This is a genomic window from Siminovitchia sp. FSL H7-0308 (assembly GCF_037980985.1).
GTDB classification, from domain to species: domain Bacteria; phylum Bacillota; class Bacilli; order Bacillales; family Bacillaceae_C; genus Siminovitchia; species Siminovitchia thermophila.
This window is the reverse complement of the sequence record NZ_CP150282.1, coordinates 3,620,953-3,639,090: the sequence shown is the minus strand read 5'-3', so window position 1 is coordinate 3,639,090 and position 18,138 is coordinate 3,620,953. Positions and strand designations below refer to the sequence as shown.

General features: G+C 42.2%; 15 protein-coding genes. 14 read left to right on the top strand and 1 reads right to left on the bottom strand.

Translation table 11 applies throughout. The features are described from left to right. Window positions 1-197 precede the first annotated feature (197 nt). Genes MHB50_RS17170 through MHB50_RS17160 form a run of 3 tightly spaced genes read left to right on the top strand, consistent with a single transcriptional unit; the run spans window position 198 to window position 2,400 of the window. Window positions 198-854 carry an amino acid ABC transporter permease gene (locus MHB50_RS17170; protein WP_077112988.1) on the top strand — a complete coding sequence of 219 codons (657 nt, stop codon included), beginning with the start codon at window positions 198-200 and terminating at the stop codon, window positions 852-854. 2 nt (window positions 855-856) lie between these two features. After that, window positions 857-1,579, top strand: coding sequence for an amino acid ABC transporter ATP-binding protein (locus tag MHB50_RS17165; protein WP_339164926.1), 723 nt, complete (start codon window positions 857-859; stop codon window positions 1,577-1,579). Between the two features lie 32 nt (window positions 1,580-1,611). Continuing rightward, window positions 1,612-2,400 (top strand): ABC transporter substrate-binding protein, encoded by a 789-nt coding sequence (locus tag MHB50_RS17160; RefSeq protein WP_340084287.1) that lies wholly within the window; start codon window positions 1,612-1,614, stop codon window positions 2,398-2,400. A 113-nt stretch (window positions 2,401-2,513) separates the two neighbouring features. Here the strand turns inward: MHB50_RS17160 and MHB50_RS17155 are convergent, their stop codons facing one another. Beyond that, the gene (locus tag MHB50_RS17155; protein WP_083717638.1) at window positions 2,514-4,163 is read right to left on the bottom strand and encodes a PucR family transcriptional regulator; all 1,650 of its coding nucleotides are present in this window, start codon (window positions 4,161-4,163) and stop codon (window positions 2,514-2,516) included. A gap of 189 nt (window positions 4,164-4,352) precedes the next feature. Between MHB50_RS17155 and MHB50_RS17150 the strand changes: the two genes are divergently transcribed. The 11 genes from MHB50_RS17150 to MHB50_RS17100 all read left to right on the top strand — a co-directional run bounded on the left by MHB50_RS17150 (window position 4,353) and on the right by MHB50_RS17100 (window position 17,869). After that, on the top strand, window positions 4,353-5,705 hold the full coding sequence (locus tag MHB50_RS17150; RefSeq protein ID WP_339164923.1) for an aspartate aminotransferase family protein: 1,353 nt from the start codon (window positions 4,353-4,355) through the stop codon (window positions 5,703-5,705). A gap of 539 nt (window positions 5,706-6,244) precedes the next feature. Further along, window positions 6,245-6,922: a CoA transferase subunit A gene (locus tag MHB50_RS17145; RefSeq protein ID WP_339165503.1), complete on the top strand. Its 678-nt coding sequence runs from the start codon at window positions 6,245-6,247 to the stop codon at window positions 6,920-6,922. After that, the gene (locus MHB50_RS17140; RefSeq protein ID WP_077112992.1) at window positions 6,907-7,560 is read left to right on the top strand and encodes a 3-oxoacid CoA-transferase subunit B; all 654 of its coding nucleotides are present in this window, start codon (window positions 6,907-6,909) and stop codon (window positions 7,558-7,560) included. The genes MHB50_RS17145 and MHB50_RS17140 overlap by 16 nt, the downstream gene beginning before the upstream one ends. 149 nt (window positions 7,561-7,709) lie before the next feature. Continuing rightward, complete coding sequence (locus MHB50_RS17135; RefSeq protein ID WP_340084286.1) at window positions 7,710-8,891, top strand: thiolase family protein; 1,182 nt, start codon at window positions 7,710-7,712, stop codon at window positions 8,889-8,891. A 42-nt stretch (window positions 8,892-8,933) separates the two neighbouring features. After that, entirely contained in the window at window positions 8,934-10,199 is a 1,266-nt protein-coding gene (locus MHB50_RS17130) for a peptidase (RefSeq protein WP_340084285.1), read from the top strand. 1,219 nt (window positions 10,200-11,418) lie between these two features. After that, window positions 11,419-12,642, top strand: coding sequence for an amino acid permease (locus MHB50_RS17125; protein ID WP_077111504.1), 1,224 nt, complete (start codon window positions 11,419-11,421; stop codon window positions 12,640-12,642). Between the two features lie 9 nt (window positions 12,643-12,651). Then, window positions 12,652-13,545, top strand: a complete 894-nt coding sequence (locus MHB50_RS17120; RefSeq protein WP_339164918.1) for an acetamidase/formamidase family protein — start codon at window positions 12,652-12,654, stop codon at window positions 13,543-13,545. Window positions 13,546-13,898: 353 nt separating this feature from the next. Beyond that, on the top strand, window positions 13,899-15,749 hold the full coding sequence (locus tag MHB50_RS17115) for a D-aminoacylase (RefSeq protein WP_340084283.1): 1,851 nt from the start codon (window positions 13,899-13,901) through the stop codon (window positions 15,747-15,749). An 11-nt stretch (window positions 15,750-15,760) separates the two neighbouring features. Then, window positions 15,761-16,567 (top strand): serine hydrolase, encoded by an 807-nt coding sequence (locus tag MHB50_RS17110; protein ID WP_340084282.1) that lies wholly within the window; start codon window positions 15,761-15,763, stop codon window positions 16,565-16,567. A 56-nt stretch (window positions 16,568-16,623) separates the two neighbouring features. Next, entirely contained in the window at window positions 16,624-16,941 is a 318-nt protein-coding gene (locus MHB50_RS17105; RefSeq protein ID WP_340084281.1) for a hypothetical protein, read from the top strand. 562 nt (window positions 16,942-17,503) lie between these two features. Beyond that, window positions 17,504-17,869 (top strand): hypothetical protein, encoded by a 366-nt coding sequence (locus MHB50_RS17100; RefSeq protein ID WP_340084280.1) that lies wholly within the window; start codon window positions 17,504-17,506, stop codon window positions 17,867-17,869. The last annotated feature ends 269 nt before the right edge of the window (window positions 17,870-18,138 follow it).

The window sequence follows — 18,138 nt, the reverse complement described above, 5'->3', positions numbered from 1 at the left end:
ATCTTTTTTTTCATATGCCACTTATACAGCACGTATAAAAAGACTCTCTACATTATGATGAATTGGATAATGAAATCGTTATCATCTTGTTGGTAATATATAAATATGTTTTTGGAATGCTAGCGTCTTCACTTTTCCCTCTGTAATGTATGCGCTATCGTTTTCCTATAAGAAATCAAAAAAGGATGTATGTGATCATGGGTCAATTTATGGATAGTTTCATATCGACATTTAGCGGCTTTATGCAGGCTGCTCTCGTAACTTTGCAAATTACCGTTGTTTCGTTAGTGTTGGCTAGCGTAATTGGATTGTTCGTCGCACTTATGAAAATCTCTCATAAGAAAATGCTGTCGTGGCTTGCAAACATTTACATTGGTCTGATTCGTGGAACGCCGCTCATCGTTCAAATCATGTGGCTATATTTCGGAATTACGCAAATTGTGGTTTTATCGGCATTTTGGGCCGGGGCGATTGCGCTGGCGATTCACAGCGGCGCGTATATTGCCGAGATTTTCAGGGGGGCCATCCAGTCTATTGATAAGGGACAAATGGAAGCTGCAGAATCTCTTGGCATGACGAAAAAGCAAGCAATGAGGCGCGTTATTTTTCCTCAGGCGTTCAAGCGTTCCATACCTTCGTTGGGGAACCAATTTATTATCGGTTTAAAAGACTCTTCACTTGTAGCATTTATTGGAATTACAGAAATCTTCAATCTTTCCATGAGCCAGGCGGCCACCACATTTAGACAGCTTGAATTTTACACGATTGCAGGGATTTATTATTTAATTTTGATCGTTATTTTCACACTCATTACGAACAAAATTGAAAAACACCTAGACACGGGGAGAGTATAAGTATGATAAAAGTTGAAAACTTGCATAAGTACTTTAAGGATTTACACGTCCTCAAAGGAATTGATTTAGAAATTAAAAGTCAGGAAGTCGTTGTTATTCTCGGAGCAAGCGGATCAGGAAAAAGTACTCTCCTTCGATGCTTGAATTATTTGGAAGTTAAAGATGACGGTGAAATTTGGTTTAAAGATAGTAAAGTTGATTCGGCCAATATGAATTTAAATAAAATACGCGAAGAAATTGGGATGGTTTTTCAGCATTTTAATCTCTTTCCCCACAAAACAGTTATTGAAAATATTATCGAAGCACCTGTTATTGTCCGTAAGATGGAAAAGGAAAAAGCCGCCGTGCAGGGAATGGAACTGTTAGAAAAGGTCGGCTTGGCGGACAAGGCTCATGTCTATCCTGATAAGCTGTCGGGAGGACAGAAACAGAGGGTCGCGATTGCGCGATCATTGGCCATGAATCCTCGTGTACTGCTATTTGATGAACCTACATCAGCGCTTGATCCCGAACTGGTGGGAGAAGTATTACACGTCATGAAAGAATTGGCGCAAGATGGCATGACGATGGTTGTTGTCACACATGAAATGGGCTTTGCACGTGAAGTGGCGGATCGAATTGTATTTTTGGATCAAGGAGTCATCGCAGAGGAAAGCACTCCTGAAGAATTTTTTACAAATCCAAAAAGCGAAAAAGCGAGACAATTTTTAGGAAAAGTATTGTAACATACATTCATTTTTTTAGGGAGGGAACAATCGTGAAAAGATCAATTTTCGTAATAATGATGGCAATTCTATTGGTAGGACTGGCTGCTTGCGGTACAAAGGAAAGTAGCGAAAAAGCGGCAAGCGGTACCGAAAATAAGCAAAAAGAGGATTTTGTCTTTGCATCGAGCGGTCTATATCCGCCTTTCAACTATACCGAAAACAATAAGTTGGTCGGGTTTGATGTGGAAATTGGTACGGCGATTGCAGAAGAAATGGGCATGAATCCCAAGCCGGTGACGAATCCCTGGCAAACCATTATCGCCGCTTTGCAAACAGATAAATTTGACGCCATTATCGGAAGTATGGCGATTACAGATGAAAGATTGAAAGAAGTGAATTTTACAGACCCTTATTATGAGTCAGGTGCTCAAATTTTCGTCAGTAAAGACAATGATTCCATTAAAAACGCGGATGATTTAAAAGGAAAGACGATAGGTGTGGTCGTTTCCAGTACTTTTGAAGAAAATGCAAAAGAATATACAGATGATGTCAAAACATACGACAGTGATGTTACCGCGCTGCAGGATTTGTTGGTAAAGGGGCGTCTTGATGCCGTCATCACGGATCGACTTGTTGGAATGTATGCTGTCAACCAAAATAACTTGAAAATTAAACAAGTTGGTGAACCCATTTATTTAGATCAAATGGGGATAGCCATTCAAAAAGATGATGAAGAATTATTGAAAAAAGTAAACGAGGCTTTAAAATCAATTCAAGAAAACGGAACCTATGGCGAAATCAGTGAAAAATACTTTGGTGAAGATATTTCCCAAAAATGACAAGAAGGACAATACATGCTTTCATTAACGGTATGTATTGTCCTTTACTTCGCTAAATAAAGGGGTTTATCGTGAAGCCTTTGAGCTTGGCTGTCAAATTTCCCTTAATGCTTTTATTTATCCAATATGGCAACCAGCTTATATGCCATAATACCAAGCTTTAATTTCATCAGATCTTCCGTCGATTTTATATCAAGCCCGGTTTTGACTTCGATTTGATTGAGCCTGTATCTTAACGTATGACGGTGAATATACAGTTCTGCCGCCGCTTTTTGAATGCTTTGGTTATTTTTAAAATAGCTGTCCAACGTCTCAATCAGATCAATTTCTTTATCCGTTTCACTGAGCAGCCCGCTAATATGGTCTTTATAGATGGATGTTAAATGGATCCCGTTTCTCCTCATTTTCAACAACAGATCATACATTCCCAAATCCTGATAATGGACAATTTGCGCTTCCGTACCGATTAAATCACACAATCTGAACGCATACCGTGCTTCCCGTGCGCTTTTCTCTAATTCATCCACTTGATTGTAGTCTGTTCCAATCCCGATCACCAATTCAACATTTGGAAAATAGTAATGCCAATTTTTCAATATGTCGTCTGCCAAAGAAATACAATATTTATATTTGTCTTCTTTCGTTTCTCCCGTTACATTCGTTAAAAAGATAATCGAATGTAATTTTGACTGGATCAAGTGCTGTTTCTTTTTCTGAACAAGGATTTGTTCGGTTAAATGATATAGCCTGTCTATTAAGTTGTCATCAATGGTTTCAGAATTCTTGAATGCCAAATGAAAAACAGCCTGTTGTAACGAAAGGTCGTAATTCAGCTTCAATCCATGGTCAATCATGTTTCTTTCGCTTATATAATTTTGACTGAAAATGTCGTCTAAAAAATTACTTTGAATGCGTAAATGTGTTTCTTCAATCGCTTGCTGTTTCAAAAATTCCATAGCATAAATCGGTGCGGCTTGTTCAATCGCAATATCGTCAAGCTCTTGCCAGCTTTCTTCCAGCTTTATCATGACGATCCAGCCGTAACAGGACTGTTTGGCTATGATGGGGTAAATGGTGAAAATATGCTGTTCAATTGTTTCGTTCACTGTGGCTTCTTTTTCTAAACTGGCCAATAAATGTTTTGATATATTAACCTGTCGGCCATTCAGGGAAATGTTGGTTTTGTTGACAGGGAATTCATCCTTTTGATTGGCATAAATAATGTCGTAAAACTCATTGTATATAAGAATGTTTGCTGCGGTTAATTGAGACAGCCGGAGCGTGACATCGGTTAAACTTTGGTCATTTAAGATAAGGTTCGTCAGTTCCCGGTGGATATTTTCCGATTGCTCGAGCAGGTGCATTTGGTTATTGACGATTTGCTCCAAAATGGCTTTCGTAATTTCGGAAAAGTTTATATCTGTGGGAATTTCAATTAAAGGCAGATCATTTTGATCGGCCAGATCAATAAAACTGGCTGGGATTTCTTTCATATAAAAACTCGTATAGATGGCGATTCCCGACAGTAATTTTGATTTGAGCAAACGATGAAAAGCTTCCATCCGCTCCTCATTTTCCAATAGTCCAAAGCCCGTTGTGATTAAAAATTCTCCGTACTGGAGCCTGCCGATATCTTCCAGCACCTCAACGATGGTGACCCACTTGATATTATTTTCAATCCCCTTATGGCCTGCCACTAACCTTGTCTTTTTCATAACGGGCAGTTGCAGTGCTTTATGAATGCTGATCGCTATTTTAGACAACTCCTACTTTTCATTTTTATACACAAAGTACAATGAAGCCCGATGTTTTTTACATTTTAGTCGAATGGATAGTCCAGATGGCGTTAGCTATAATTTATTATACATATATTATCACTTTTGCGAAGTAAACGTTTTCCAACATGATGAAAATATATGTGAAATTGAACTGAAGATTGAGGTGGAAAACATATGAAACGAACATATTTAATTAAGCCTGTCTTACATGACGAATACCCTTTCATTACGCATGGAAAAGGGATTTATTTATATGATGATCAAGGGAAGCAATATATTGACGGTTCTTCGGGAGCTGTCACCGCCAGCATTGGACATGGTGTACAAGAAGTGATTAACGCTATGGCGGAGCAATCCAAAAAGGTTTCTTTCGTTTACCGTTCGCAATTTACCACGGAAGTGGCGGAACAGTTAGCGAAAAAAATGAGCGATATATCACCAGGAGATTTAAACTGGTCTTTTTTTGTGAACAGCGGCTCTGAAGCGACGGAAACGGCAATGAAAATTGCCATTCAATATTGGCAGGAACAAGGAAGGAACACAAAAAATAAAATTATCTCAAGATGGATGAGCTATCACGGCATTACGATGGGAGCCTTGTCCATGTCTGGCCATATCCAGCGAAGAGAACGTTTTGAGCCTATGCTGGAAAACTATCCATCTGTTTCGGCGCCTTACTATTATCGGGATGCCAATGGCAGAACGATAGAGGAATGTGACGACGATTATGCGGAGGAATTAGAGAAAGAAATATGGCGGGTCGGCAAAGAACATATCGCCGCTTTTATCGCTGAACCGCTGGTCGGTGCTGCGGGCGGTGCTTTGACTCCTTCTGATCAATACTTTCGGAAAATGAAAGCCGTTTGTGATGAATATGACATTTTATTTATAGCCGATGAAGTGATGACAGGTGTAGGCAGAACTGGAAAGATGTTCGGAATGGAACATTTCGGGATCACGGCGGATATTATGGCGACCGGAAAAGGTATGGGGGCGGGATATACGCCGATCGCTGCGGCTGTCGTGAGTGAAAAAGTAATGGAGCCGATTTTAAACGGTTCGAAAAGCATCATGAGCGGCCATACTTTCAGTGCCAACCCGCAGTCTGCGGCAACCGCGCTGGCAGTCTTGCAATATATGGAAAAATATAATGTTGTGGAAAATTCCGCCCGTATGGGTGCTTATTTAAAAAAGCGAATAACTGAATTGGCGCAAACGAGTGAAATCATTGGTGACGTCCGTGGGAAAGGATTATTTGTCGGCATTGAGTTTGTGGAAGACAAGCTAACGAAAAAATCTTTTTCCCGAGAATGTGACCTCGTTAATCGTATCGTAAGGGCCAACTTCGAAGAGGGGCTCCTCGTTTATCCAGCGAACGCTGGTGTAGATGGGATTACCGGTGACGCGATCATTTTATCACCGCCTCTTACCATTAGAAAAGAAGAAGTGGAAGAGTTGGTCACGAGATTTGCGGCGGCGCTTCGGAAGGTAGAAAGGGAACTTCTGGGGGCCTTTGCAAGAAATTGAGCAAGTCCTGATCATTCTAGGAATCGGAAGTAAATTCTGAAAGTGGAGAGTAAGTTGGAAATTGGCGAGTAACATCGGAAAGTTGAAGAACTGAGTAATTCCAAAAGTTTGTAAAGTCAGCGCGTAATTCAGAAATTTTGGCGAGTAAAATGGAAAAAGTGGCGAGTAAAATGGAAAATTCGTTAGTAAATCTGGACGTTGCGAGTAAATCCGAAAATTGGTGAGTATTTCCAAAAAACTGATCGTATTCCCGGAAAGTTGTGAGTGTTTCCAAGAAACTGATGGTATTAACGGAAAAGTGCGAGTATTCCCAGGAAGCTGATCGTATTATCGGGAAGTTGTTAGTATTCACAAAAAACTGATAATATTTCCGAGAAGTGGCGAGTATTCCCGACAAAGCAGAATTTACCGGAAGTTGATACAAGGTCCGTGCGCGCGGTAAATGATTCTTTTAAGCCAAATGTGAGCGAATGCATTGTTGAATAAGGATGATTACAAGGTTATCCATATATCTTTTAATAAATAGAGGAGCGTCGATGATGACAAAAGTACAATCGATACAGGAAGCGGTTCAACATATAAAAAGCGGTTCCTCTCTGATGGTTGGCGGCTTTGGGGGAATCGGAAATCCGCCGACTGTAATCAAAGCGATTTTAGAAAGCGGCATTGATGAATTGACTTTAATTTGCAATGATGCCGGGTTTCCGCATATTGGGATCGGCCAGTTGATAACAAAAGGCAGGGCAAAGAAGCTCGTGGCATCACATATCGGATCTAATCCGAATGCAGGAAAATTGATGCATGAGAAAAAATTAGATGTTGAATTTTCTCCGCAGGGAACGTTAGTGGAACGAATCCGGGCCGGGGGTGTCGGTTTGGGCGGCATTTTAGTCGATATCGGTGTGAATGGACTCGTTGCGGAAGGGAAAGAAAAAGTGGGGGTCAATGGCAGAACATTTTTGATTGAACCGCCGATAACCGCAGATGTGGCAATCGTTTATGCGAAAAAAGCGGATACATTTGGCAATTTAGTTTTTGATAAGAGTGCAAGAAATACAAATCCGCTCATGGCGATGGCTGGAACGGTTACGATTGCGGAAGCGGAAGAAATTGTACCGGTCGGCGGGCTGGATCCGGAGGAAGTCGTTACACCTGGTGCGTTTGTCGATATGGTCGTAAAAAGTGAAGGGGTGAATTGGGCATGGGCATGGGAGTAAGCGTACGCGAGGCGATCGCAAAGCGGGCCGCACAAGAAATCAAAGATGGAATGGTTGTCAATTTGGGCATTGGGATACCTACTCTCGTTGCCAATTATATTCCATCGAATAGTAACGTGATGTTTCATGCTGAAAATGGCGTTCTGGGTACGGGGCCGGCTCCGATAAAAGGTGAGGAAGATCCTAACTTATGTAACGCCGGCGGAATTCCAATTACTATTGTACCGGGTGCATCTTACTTTGATAGTACGATTGCATTCGGTATTATCCGCCGCGGATTGCTGGATATTACGATTTTAGGGGCGTTTGAAGTTAGTGAAAACGGGGATTTGGCGAATTGGATTGTTCCTGGAAAAATTGTGTCCGGTATGGGCGGCGCAGTTGATTTAGCGCAAAAAGCGAAGAAAGTCATTGTATTGATGAATCATACAGATAAACATGGCAATCCAAAAATTGTACCCAAATGTATGCTACCGCTTACTGCAGAACAGTGTGTAGATTTGATTATCACAGATATGGCAGTCATCGAGGTTACGGATCAAGGGCTGCAATTAATAGAAGTTAAGGAACCTTATACAGTGGAAGATGTGATCAATGCTACAGGGGCGGCACTTCATGTTGCCGATTTTGTAAAGTAGCGGAGTTTTCAGATCCATACTTTGTAAAGTAGCAATAATTTTTCGGATTCATCCTTTGTAAAGTAGCAGTAATTTTTCAGATTCATCCTTTGTAAAATAGCGGGAATTTCCCTGATCCCGACTTTGTAAAATAGTGGAGGGATTTCACGATGCAAGATGCAGTGATCGTAGCAGGCGTTAGAACAGCAGCCGGCGCTTTTGGCAAATCGTTAAAAAACGTGGGAGCAGTTGAACTTGGCAGGCAAGTTTTAGAAAAATTAATGGAAAAAACAGCTTTCCCCAAAAGCGGTGTGGAAGAAGTGGTCTTTGGACATGGATACGTACATGGCGGCGGGTTGAATTCAGCTAGAATTGCGTCCCAAAAAGCAGGGTTTTCTGAAGAAACGCCGGCATATATCGTTATAAAAGCATGTGGTTCAAGCTTAAAGGCTATCACAAATGCGGCGGCTTCCATTCAAGCCGGGCAAAATGAAGTCATTGTTGCCGGGGGAACGGAAAGTATGAGTAACGTTCCTTATATAGTGAAAAATCGCTGGGGTTCCAAGTTTGGCAACATCATTATGGAAGATGCGCTGATGGCAGACGGCCTTATATGTTCACTTGGACATGAACATATGGGAATTACCGCCGAACGGCTTGCGGAAGAATATCAAATTTCCCGCAAAGAGCAGGATCATTTTGCCTATAACAGTCATCTGAAGGCGGCCAGGGCGATTCAGGAAAATATATTTTCGGATGAAATCGTGCCAGTGGAAATACAAACAAAAAAAGGCATTCAATTTTTCTCAACAGATGAAAGTGTAAGAGAATCCGTTGAATTGGAAAAACTGGCGTCATTAAACCCGGTTTTTCAAAAGGGTGGTCTCGTCACAGCAGGAAATGCTTGCCCCATGAACGACGGGGCGGCAGCACTTTTGATGATGTCCATGGATCGAGCAGAGCAGGAGGGACTGCGGCCGCTCGTTAAAATAAAAGCTTATGCAAGTGCCGGGGTAAACCATTCTGTCATGGGAATCGGCCCTGTTCCTGCAACGAAAAAGGCACTGGAAAAAGCGGGCTTAACGCTTGATGATATCGGTTTAATTGAGTTAAATGAAGCTTTTGCCGCCCAGGCACTTGCTGTTATAAAAGAGTTGGGCTTGGATGAAAGCCGGGTAAATGTGAACGGAGGAGCCATTGCGCTTGGACATCCAGTAGGTGCAACTGGCGCCAAATTAAGCGTCACTCTTATCCATGAAATGATCCGTTCAAAAACGAAATATGGCTTGGTGACCTTGTGCATGGCCGGAGGTATGGGAATTACAGTGATCTATGAAAATATGACTTTATAGTTTAACATTGAGTTATACAGGATTTTTTCTAGGGAGGAAATCATGGAGATGAAACATCGTATCAATCAATGGATCGACGAAAACAGAGAGGCCCATATTAAATTTTTACAAAAATTAGTTCAATTGGCGAGCACGCAGGGGAATGAAAAGGAAGTGCAAGACAATGTGGCCCTTTTTCTGAACAGCCTTGATTTGGATGTCGACGTTTGGGAGTTGGATGGGGACAGATTGAAACAACATCCTTATTTTTATTCAAACCGGGAAACATTTGAAAACAGCCCCAATGTGGTGGGTGTTTTAAAAGGAACGGGCGGCGGGAAATCCATTATTTTAAATGGCCATGTGGATGTTGTCCCTGAAGGGGATCATGAACAATGGGACGACGATCCGTACAGCGGCAAAATTGTCGACGGAAAAATCTATGGTCGCGGTGCCACGGATATGAAGGGCGGTAACGCATCATTGATGATTGCGCTGGATGCGGTTACATCTTTGGATATCCGTTTGAAAGGTGACGTCATTTTTCAGAGTGTCGTGGAGGAAGAAAGCGGCGGCGCGGGAACGTTAGACGCGATTTTGAAAGGCTATAAAGCGAATGCTGCCATTATTCCAGAGCCGACCAACATGAAAATTTTTCCTAAGCAGCAAGGTTCCAAATGGTTTCGCCTGATCATCACGGGGAGAACGGCCCATGGCGGCACAAGATATCATGGCGTTAGCGCGATTGATAAAACATTCATCGTGACTGAACATATAAAGGAATTGGAAAAAGTCAGAAACGACCGTATCACCGATCCGTTGTACAACAATATCCCGATTCCTGTTCCCATTAATATGGGAGTCATAAAAGGCGGGGACTGGCCTTCTTCTGTTCCGGACATTGTGCAATTGGAGGGACGAATTGGCATTGCTCCCCATGAAACGATGGAACAAGTTCAAGCGGAAATGGAGCAATGGATGAAGAAGCTGTCTGAGAAGGATGAATGGTTTCAAGATCATCCCGTGGAAATTGAATGGTTCGGGGCACGGTGGGTGCCGGGAGAGATTGCCACGGATCACCCGCTCATGACTTCTTTGATCAGCAACTTTAAAGCCATAACGAACGAAGACCCTGTGATCGAAGCGGCGCCTTGGGGGACAGACGGCGGCTTGTTATCACAAGTGGGCGATACGCCAACCGTTGTGTTTGGGCCCGGAACGACTGGTCTTGCCCATTATCCAAATGAAGCGATTGACATTGAAAAAATATTTGAAGCTGCTAAGATTATAGCGGCTACGATTGTGGATTGGTGTGAAGTGGATTCATAGAAGTGGCTATTAAGGATACCTTCCCCAGATTGAATCTGGGGTTTTTACATTTGCTCCGGATTGATAGTCCGGGGTTTTTTCTGTTGGCTCTATTCTAAATGTAAGGGACACACAATTTGCATATAAAAAAACGTTCATGATCTTTCGCTCTCAACCCATGAATGAAAATGGATTCCTGCCCCCATAATGTAGATACCACAAAAAAACACACGTGGACATCCCATTTTTTACGCTTGAATTGACGAGAAACAAGAAAGATTGGAGTTGCGTGCAAATAAATGTCACCATAAAAATCCCTGGCCTGGAAGAATTGTTTACAACCTAAGCAAATAAGCCCTCTGTTTTCTTTAAAATATGAAATCGTTATAAATTTTTCCAGCAAATCTTCTTTCGCTGTACGCTGTGCAATAACGTGCTTTGAAACTCTCTCTTCTCATTTCTATTTTATAGATGACTGTAGTTATGAATATTCTTCCGCCGTAGAAGCGCTTCCGCCCACATCTGACATTTCGATTGTGTTCATTATTCCATTTATCCCGCATGTAAGGTGCCATATACACCATTTCAAGACCTGAGTTGATACAAAAGGTCTAAGTGGGAGAAAACGGCACCTAAATAGCCCGATTGGTTCAACTAACATTCAGTAGGAGGCCTACTGAATGAAGTTTCACTTTATCCCGCATGTAAGGTGCCATATACACCACTTCAAGACCTGAGTTGAAAGTGGGAGAAAGCGGCACCTCGATTCGTTCAACTAACATTCAGTAAGAGATGGAAGAAAACGCCTACTGAATGAAGTTTCACTTTATATCATCTTTTCTGTCCGCGTATAACCGTCCTCTCCTTCTTCGAACTGTATCCAATGTTTAAGGCTAAATTTGAGGTGTTTTTGTGTAGTGGCTAAAAAGGAGGATGGACTAAACGGTCTACTTTTAAAAAATATGACCGAATTGTGAAATTGTGGAAAATAGGATCCAAATTTTTGGCGAAAAGGCGAAAATGTATTGATGAAAAATTTTGAATTCATTTTTTATATACAGTTGGAAATGATAAAACTATTGATATGAAAGGGTTTTGGGAGAGTTGGAAAAAAACGAAAAAAAATTCCTTTCAATGTAATCGGTCTCATTTTTTTTGTTTTGATATAATGTTCTTTGTATCTTTTTTTAAAGACAAATTGACATCATAGAATTTTTTTAGAAGCAAAGGAGAGGTTTTATTGTCTGAGTCAAATAGTAATGGGAAGTCCGCACTTGTCCGGACGAAATTGACCCTGTTGGAAGGGATTGCATTAATTGTCGGTGCCAATATTGGTGCGGGCATTTTGAGTTTAGCGTACGGTGCGAAAAATGCCGGATGGCCCGTGCTCGTTTTCTGGGTGATTGTGGCGGGTATTCTTACAACAATATCAATGCTTTATGTTGCGGAGACGACGCTTCGGACAAAGAAAAACTTGCAGCTAAGTGGTTTAGCGGAAAAATATGTCGGGAACCTGGGATCTTGGCTGATCTTTTTATCTGTAGCCGTCAACTCGCTTGGAGCATTGATTGCTTATACGGCTGGAAGCGGCCAAATAATGGCTGAAGTTTTCGGTATACCGAATGTATTGGGAAGCTTTCTCTTTTTTATTCCGGCTGTCGGTGTTATTTGGTTGGGGTTAAAAGCTGCGGGGGTTGCGGAAAAAGTAATAACCTTCGGGATGCTTGTGTTAGTTCTTATTTTAATTTTGGCATCGGTCTTTGGCCCGGGATTGAAAGCGGAATATCTTATTTATACCAATCCAAAATTTGCCATCCCTGTTTTCAGTTTGACCGTATTTGCCTTTTTGGCGCAATACATTGTGCCTGAGTTGTCACGCGGCTATGATAAAGAAACGATTAAAAACTTGCCGCGCGCCATTGTCATCGGTATGGCGATCACAGGTATTTTATTGACGCTCGTGCCAATGGCGGCGCTTGGTTTGACAGGTCCTGATAAAGTAACAGAGGTTGTTACGATCGCCTGGGCGGAAATGCTGGGAGACTGGGCATTTTTTACAGCGAACGGCTTTGCTTTAATGGCGATGATGACGTCTTTCTGGGCGTTGGGACAAAGTTATTTTACAAACATTATCGACCGTTTCAAAGTTCCATCGGAAACGAATAAGAAGTATCGTGCCATTGTATTGGCGGTTGTTGCTGTTCCACCGTTCATTTTGGCCTATAGCGGTTTTGTCGGGTTTGTAGATGCCTTGTCTATTGCAGGCGCTTTTGCCGGAATCATCATGGCCATTGTGCCAGTCATGATGTTGAATAAATCCAGGAAAATACAAGAAAAGGAACCGGAGTGGACATGCGGTAAGCTAGCGCATCCTGCTATTCAAACCTTGATCATTGCTTTATATACCGGTGCCGGTATTTATACGCTATTGGGTATTTTTAACGTTCTTCCGAAAGGCTGGTAGGAACGGGATATGAGGTTTATAAGCAAAAATAGAACGATCACTCATTTCTCTGCAAATATGGAGCCGATTACAGACGTCCGTCTTCAGGAGACGATCACCGTTGAAACCCATGATTGTTATGGGGGCCAAATTGACAGTGAAACTGTGCTTCGTCCGGATATTAACTTGGAAACGATGAATCAGGCGACTGGTCCAATCTACGTCAATGGCGTGGAAAAGGGGGACGTGCTTCAAATTGACATCGAGGAAATCGAGCTTGATCCCCGTGGGATAATGGTCACATCCAAAGGTTTGGGCGTTTTGGGTGACCATATTGAGGAGCCGACGACCAAAATCTTGCCGGTAAAAGAAGGGCGAATTTGTTTTAAGGAAGACTTTATTTTTCCCGTGCGGCCCATGATTGGGGTTATCGGAGTGGCTCCAGCCTCCGGAAGTGTCCATTGTGCTTCACCCGGAGATCATGGCGGGAACTTGGATACGAAAGATATTACGATAGGAAGCAAGTTGTATTTTCCGGTTTTCCAAGATGGCGCTTTATTTGCCCTGGGTGATCTTCACGCCTCCATGGGAGATGGAGAATTGGATGGAACCGGTGTTGAAATTGGCGGCAGGACGACATTAACGGTACGAGCGGTAAAAGGCGGGACACTTGAAGCGCCTGTCGTTGAAACCGCGGATTCCTTCATGTTTTTAGCCTCGGCAAAAACGTTGGACGAAGCGATTCGCAAGGGATCGAAACGCGTTGTCGGGCATTTGCAACAAGAGCTGTCGCTCGAATTCCAGGAAGCATACAGGCTTCTGAGCATGCTCTGTGACGTGCGGATCAGCCAGATCGTAAACCCGCTCGTAACAGTGAGGATTGTGGTGCCGAAGGAATTGTTGCCGAGGTTGTTTAAAAAGTAATTGGAACATATGAGCTTGTCCTTACAGGGGACAGGCTCTTTTTTTTGCTGAATATTCAAGGCTTCCATATGAGCAAAACATACTGGATTAATGAAGGTTGAAGTATGCACACAAATAGCCAATAATGGATATAAAAACTTGTCAATCCCTTTGTACGTGTGGTGGCCGTCTCTTGGTTCCCAAAATCCAACTGCGGTTGGATGGTTTACCAGTTATTTTTGTTAATCGTCTTTTTCCTCATTAATTATTGGAGTGTGGCATATATCGCTATATGGAAAGGAAAGAAAAAGCCGGGTTCTCTCTTGAGGATACAAATGACTGCCGCATGATGGCTCGTTTTTTACAATGTCATCATGATCATACTGAGTTGGGCTGGTACTTTTGGCGGCAATGGCTGGATTGCGGCTCCATGGGATCAAATTATTGTAGCCTTGATATCTCTTGTCACTTATTATTGGGGAGCGAAAAGCGCGATACCCCCCTTTGTATTTGACGAGAGTGATGCTTCCGCCAGATCTGATCTGGCGGCGGGAAATCGGATATCTTCAGGCAGGATTAAGGATGATAGGAATGATGGGAAGGTGACACCAACTATGTATGATGTGATTATCCGCAATGGGATGGTATGTGATGGGACCGGAAATCCTTGGACAAAACTGGATGTGGGCATCCGTTCAGGAAAAATCGTCAGATTGGCTAAACTCGTCTTTGAACAAGCGGAAATAGAAGTTGATGTTTCAGGCTGCATCGTTTCTCCCGGCTTTATCGATCCGCACGTGCATTCCGATTTGTTATGCACCAATCCGGAGATCCATAAAATAAGGGTGCTTCAAGGAATCACAACGGAATTATTTGGGCAAGACGGCATATCTGTTGCTCCTGTATCGAAACATACAAAGCAGGAATGGCAGAAACAGTTAAAAGGTCTAAACGGAGATATCGGGGACTGGCCGTGGGAAACGATCGAAGAGTATCTGTCCTTTTTGGAGACGGCCGATATGATTGGCAACGCGGCTTATTTAATTCCGCACGGCAATATTCGGACGCTTGTGATGGGATTTGAAGGTCGCCAGGCAACAAAAGAAGAGTGCCGGGAAATGCGTGAGTGGGTGGAAGCGGGAATGCGTCAGGGCGCTTTTGGAATATCTTCGGGAATCCAATATCCTCCTTGTGCCTATGCAAACTTGGAGGAACTGGCTGAAATATGCAAGGGAGCCGCAAAGTATGATGGCTGCTTTGTTGTTCATATTCGAAATGAAAGCAATTTGTCTTTAGAAGCGCTTGATGAAGTGATAGAGGCTGCGAGAATATCGGGTATTCGCTTGCATATTTCCCACTTTAAAGTTTGCGGGAAAATCAATAGAGATAAGCTCGAAAAGGCTTTGCGCAAATTAGAAGAAGCACGGCAGGAAGGAATCGAAGTGACGTTTGACCAATATCCATATACGGCTGCTTCCACGATGCTTCAGGCTATTTTACCTCCTTGGGCGCAAGCGGGCGGTACAAAGGCCATCTTAAACAGGTTAAGGGAGCCGCATCTACGTGAAAAAATCAAGGAAGAAATGCTCCATAATGGAGAGTACGATAATCCGGTCAGAAATAATGGATGGGATCATATTGTCATCGCCTCTGTCGTTTTGGATGAAAACAAGAAATTTGAGGGCAAGAGCTTACAAGAAATAGGAGAGATACAGCAGAAGGACCCAGCAGACGCCGCAATGGATTTGCTGATCTCAGAGGAAGCTGCGGCTACGATGATCATTCACTGGGGCGTTGAAGAAGACGTAACGAAAGTGATGAAAAATCCGTTGCAGATGGTCGGATCAGACGGTGTGTTCGGCGGAAAGCCGCATCCGAGACTATATGGGTCATTTGCACGCGTATTGGGCAAGTATGGCCGAGAAGAGAAAATCTTCTCCATTCCGGAAGCTATTCGGAAGATGACCAGTGCGCCTGCCCAATTACTGCGCTTAAAAGATAGAGGAATGATTCGAGAAGGGTACTGGGGTGATCTCGTTGTTTTTGATCCGGCCACAGTGATGGATTGTGCCACATTTGAAAATCCACATCAGTTGCCATCAGGCATTCGTCACGTTTTCGTCAATGGAAAATGGACTGTATCAGATGGAAAATACATGGGAGAAACAGCAGGACGAATCATTCGAAGAGATCACCTGATACCATCAACACATAACCATCATTAGGAGACTGGTAAATGAAAACTGTGGAAATACGAGTTAAAAAACTCATGGAGCAAGCGGGCGGAGATTGGGGGATCATGATAGAAGATATACAGAACGATATCAGTTGGGGATATGAGGCACATACACCATTCCCTGCTGAAAGTATTATTAAGATTCCGATAATGGCAGCCGTTTTTTCCGCCGCGGAAAATCGGCAACTGCGATTAAGCGACTGTGTAAGCATGAATCAAGGGGATCAGGTCGGTGGTGCGGGTGCTTTGCAATACGTAACACCCGGCATTGAGTTATCCATATATGATTTATTGGTTCTTATGATCGTTCAAAGCGATAACACAGCTACAAACATGCTCATTGATCTGGTCGGAATGGAAGCGATACAGCAAACTTTATTGGAAGCGGGGATGAAAAACAGCCGCTTTCAACGGAAGCTGATGGTCTATCCAGCACGTGAGCATTTGCAAAATATCGTTACGGCGGCTGATGTGTCTTTCATGTTGAGAAAAATGGCCGCGGGTCAACTTGTATCCCGGCATGCATGTGAACAAATGATTCAAATCATGAAATGGCAGCAATATAGAAATGGTCTTCCATCACAGCTTCCAAGTCCATCCGGAAAAATCGCCGGAGAGATTCCGAAGTGGGAACTGGCTCATAAGACTGGATGGGATCTGAACCGCCAACATGATGCTGGTATTTTATATACGGGACAACGGACAATGATTATATCCGTTTTATCAGAAAATGTTTCTTCAAAAACCGCATTGGATGTGTTGGGAGAGATCGGAAAAGCCGTATATGATTATGCGTTAAACAATTAGAAGATGGGAACCTTACATTTGCGGCTGATCGTGATACGTTAGTTAATGAGTTAGGAGTGTCAGAGGAAGATGCTCATCTAATGTTACTGGCGGTTGATGAATTACAACCTGAACAAACTTCAAAAGTTCAACCTTATGGATTTGTTGGTATATCCATTAACTTAGGTCCTAAAGTTCGTAAGATGAATGGATGGGCTGCCGGTGCTTTTGCGGCAGGTTATGTAGGGTGGTATGCTAAAAAGTTTGCTGTTAATCCCATTACTGCTGGTACAGCAGCTGCTGTAAAACGTGCAGTTGAAAAAAATATAAGAAAAGTTTGGCTAGGCAGGAATATTCCTGGATTGAGTTTGACTTATAATGTGAATATTCCATGATTATTTCCAAAGCATAAGAACACTAAGGTGAGTAATGCAGGTGCACACTCACCTTTTTAATGTTTTTAAGATTCGATACTATAGACTTGCCATCAAAAATGTCATTTAGTAATAAAGGATATGACTCTATTGAATGGGAATGTATGTCGGTTGAATGGGGACTCTGCATGTATCATTTTCTGCAAAGGAAAGTCCAGCATGCGAATACTGTGTAAGTGATTGCCAGATGTACAAAAGACAATTGGCATGAACGAGACTGTTTTTTCTGGAATATGGCTCGGTACTCATTGTTTACGAAGCTTTTCATGAGCATCATCGCTTATTGCCTTTATTCCCTGGTATTCTTGCAGCAGGGCATATAGAAACATGTTGTAAAAAAAGCTTCTCCCAAAAGGGATTTCGTATACCAAGTGGCGTAAAAAGTGTATGCTTTCCGTAGAGCTATCCTTTTTTAACGGATTTGTACAAGGTAGCACTTATCCGTCTATTATAAGGTGTTTTTTCTTTTTTAGGTGGTCTACATTTTTGAACAAACTGCTAGTAAATAAAGGGGGCATTTAACGTGTATTTATTTTTATTCACCATCATTTATTGCTTGGTGACACGACTTATAGATCTGTCTTTTGGACCTGCTTTAGGAATTTATTTGTTAGCTTTTGGCTTTATGAAAGGTTGGTGCAGTGGGAAGCTTCATGACTTTTTGAATTTAGAATCGTTAAGAAGTTTATATAAGAAAAATGGATTAAAAGATTCTTTAACAGAGCTCTCATCTTTGATTTTGGTATATGCTAATTCTTATTTCATAGATTATGAGCCTTTTTCTATTTTCGAATTTATTTATTTGTTTGTTGTTTTTGTAATTTTATATCGCTTTCTGTTTTGGGGGATAACAAGAACGCTTAGAGAAAAAGTTCATTTTAGAGTTTAATTTTTGCGTCCGCCAAAGCCCCGCCAATCATTCCCTATATGAGTATTGGATCGAAACTAAACTTAACCCCACTTATGCTTTGTCGCTCCCTATGCCGCGATTATCAGAACCTTTTCAATTGGGGGAGAGGACTCGATTTGAGTGACGGGGTCCGCATTTGTCGCTTTAGAATAAGTTCTTTTACAGTGCTCCTTTCTTTTGTATTTGATTTGCTAAGTATAGCCTTGGAATAAAGTTTGATTAATTTAACTTAATAAACCTTGATAAAA